Annotated in this window: 2 protein-coding genes and 2 pseudogenes; 1 reads left to right on the top strand and 3 read right to left on the bottom strand. The window is 56.2% G+C overall.

What is annotated here, in order from left to right:
* Positions 1 to 230 precede the first annotated feature (230 nt).
* Positions 231 to 483, top strand: a pseudogene (locus tag GNZ13_RS54635) (hypothetical protein); the annotation flags it as partial.
* A gap of 215 nt (positions 484 to 698) precedes the next feature.
* Here the strand turns inward: GNZ13_RS54635 and GNZ13_RS52500 are convergent.
* From GNZ13_RS52500 to GNZ13_RS20875, 3 genes and pseudogenes are all read right to left on the bottom strand, one after another.
* Positions 699 to 828 (bottom strand): annotated as a pseudogene (locus tag GNZ13_RS52500) (transposase domain-containing protein); the annotation flags it as partial.
* A gap of 356 nt (positions 829 to 1184) precedes the next feature.
* Entirely contained in the window at positions 1185 to 1487 is a 303-nt protein-coding gene (locus GNZ13_RS51585) for a group II intron maturase-specific domain-containing protein (RefSeq protein WP_216674950.1), read from the bottom strand.
* 56 nt (positions 1488 to 1543) lie between these two features.
* Positions 1544 to 2269, bottom strand: a complete 726-nt coding sequence (locus tag GNZ13_RS20875) for a reverse transcriptase domain-containing protein (protein ID WP_216674949.1) — start codon at positions 2267 to 2269, stop codon at positions 1544 to 1546.
* Positions 2270 to 2445 lie beyond the last annotated feature (176 nt).

The raw sequence follows: 2445 nt of genomic DNA, 5'->3' as shown, positions 1-2445 counted from the left end.
GTTCGACCAGCAGGATCAGGATATCGAGCGCGCGGCTGCCCAATCGAAGCGGAACGTCTCCCTGATAAAGAAGCCTTTCTGCAGCAAGCAAGCGAAATGGGCCGAATGATGCGATCTCGTCGGCCCGCACATCATGAGAACGGTTCAAATAATCTACCTCAATTGTGGGTCGCGCTGCGCCCGATGCATGGCGGGGATTCCCAACCAGAAGTACGGCCCCGTAGTACGGCCCCGTGACGCGCAAGATCGTCACCGATCAGTTGGGCAGCTACTCGGCGGCCATGCGTTGAGGTTCCGGACCTGGCGACTGTTAACACGTGTTCGTCAAGGCCGCCGCGCGAGTCCACAGCCGAGTTGAAAACAGCCACTAACCGACGCGAATGCGAACGTCGCATCCCCCAGGGGGACTTCCTTCGGGGCGTGCGCGGCTTTCGTGACCCGAGACGCACTAACCTATCAATGCCGACCGATTCCCTTATCCGCACTAGAAGTTCCGAAGGTTCTAATTTACTTTCGACTGACCACAATCAAAACTATGTTACGTCAGACAACTCAATTTGCGATCTTATCCTTCTTGGGGATATGGGTTTGGTAGACTTGTTATATGAGATTACTTAATAAGGTCTGCAAAATCTTAGCATTGGCGTCCGCGTGAACTATCCGGCGAGCAGCACCAAGACCTTGCTCTATAATTGTTGCCGATACAATGCAAGCGCGATGACCAGCCAGACGACGTGCTGCGCCGGCGGACGCCTACGGCCGGATGCTCGCGGATCCAGTGACTTGCACGGCACGTTCAATCCAACGAGAAGGAAGATGTTCATGCAGCCGGCTTAAAGCGACCGCGTTTTTAGACGAAGCGTAAAAGGCAAACGATACGAACGACCCCTATGGATTAGATCACGGCGCGCTGCACCGGAATCGAAACACTGGCGTCACACGAGATTAGCTGCGGCAGTAATGATTGGGTAGCTCCACTGCCTTCCGGCAGCGGAGCCCCCGAAGGTAGGGTCGAGCACTGGCGCGCGCACCGGTAGGCGCCGGTGGTGATTCCACCGCTTTCGCGATGGCCCGCAATCCGGTGACCATAGTCACGTTTCCAGCTCCCGCCACGTCGAACGCAGCGGGCCGATTTCCGGCATTACGCTCTCCTGTGTGCTTCATGCCAAGATTTATGCGACCTATCACGCTGGGGACGCTTTCGGTGCGGCAGTTCGACGAACCCGATAGCCATTAAACAGCTTCAGTTCTTCATACGGCCAGCGCCTACTCCACCTCTTCCAGCCGAAGCCCCGTCGATTCCGGGATCGACCCATGTGGCGTCGAATCTTCTTTTCCACCCAGTCTTTGATGAAGCTGAAGCACTCGCTGGAATGTCCAGCAGCGAAGTAATTCACCCAGCCGCGCAATACCGGATTGATCAGTTCTACCACCCGATCCACCGGCTGCGACTGGTATCGCCGAAACACCCCTTTGAGCTTGCGCAATAACGCAGTCCGCTTCTTCAGCTTGGGCGTGTAGTGCGCTCGCCACACGTGCTTCTTTACGCTGCGGAGTCGACGGAAGTCGAATCCCAGAAAGCCGAAGCTCTCTGCGCAGTCCAGATCCACTGTGCGACTCTTCTCTTCAAAACCTCGACCTGCAGTTTGGCAAATTCTTCCCGAAGTCGCTTGCTCACTGCCCCCAACAACCACGCATGGCGCGGGTGGGCATCGATCAGCACGACCAGATCGTCAGCGAAACGGACATATTCGACGTACGTGTACTTCCCGTTGCGCGTGGCATCCTTCGCACGCTCCAGCATCCGATCAACCTCGGTGAGATAGACATTACTGAGCAGCGGCGAAATCACCCCGCCTTGCGGAACGCCTTGTTTGCCCGATGCCGTCAGCATCAATTTCAGCAAACACATGACCTCGTCGTCATTGACCCGACGCGCAACCTTTTCCAGTAGTATGTGATGCCGAACTGTGTCAAAGTAAGCGCGCAAATCCAAATCTATGACTCGGGTCTTCCACTGAACAATGGCCGTTGCCACCCGATGCACCGCTTCATGCGCGGTACGCTTGGGACGATAACCGTACGACCCCGGTTGGAAGTCTGCCTCGAAGATCGGCTCCAATATGAGCTTGAGTGCACCTTGAACCACTCTGTCCCGGATAGCAGGGATCGACAGGACACGAACCTTTCCTCCGTCCTTCGGTATCTCCTGCCGCCGTGCCCGTAACGGAACGTAGGCGCGCTCGACCAACTCGCTGGATAGCGTCAAGCAACACGCCGGCCAACATGATTGTCGCCGTCCAGTTCCAAGAACTTAAGGTTGGTCAGTAAAAAGTGTGGGTGGATGGAGGCTCGGGGAGCTTGCCAAGTGCATGATAGAGCGCGATTTCCGTGGCTCTGAAGGTTCGGAAGCCGTACGCTTTTCTCATGGTGACTTTGGCTTTG

It is taken from the genome of Paraburkholderia elongata (genome assembly GCF_013177735.1).
Classification (GTDB): domain Bacteria; phylum Pseudomonadota; class Gammaproteobacteria; order Burkholderiales; family Burkholderiaceae; genus Paraburkholderia; species Paraburkholderia elongata.
This window is presented reverse-complemented; position numbering and strand designations above follow the sequence as displayed.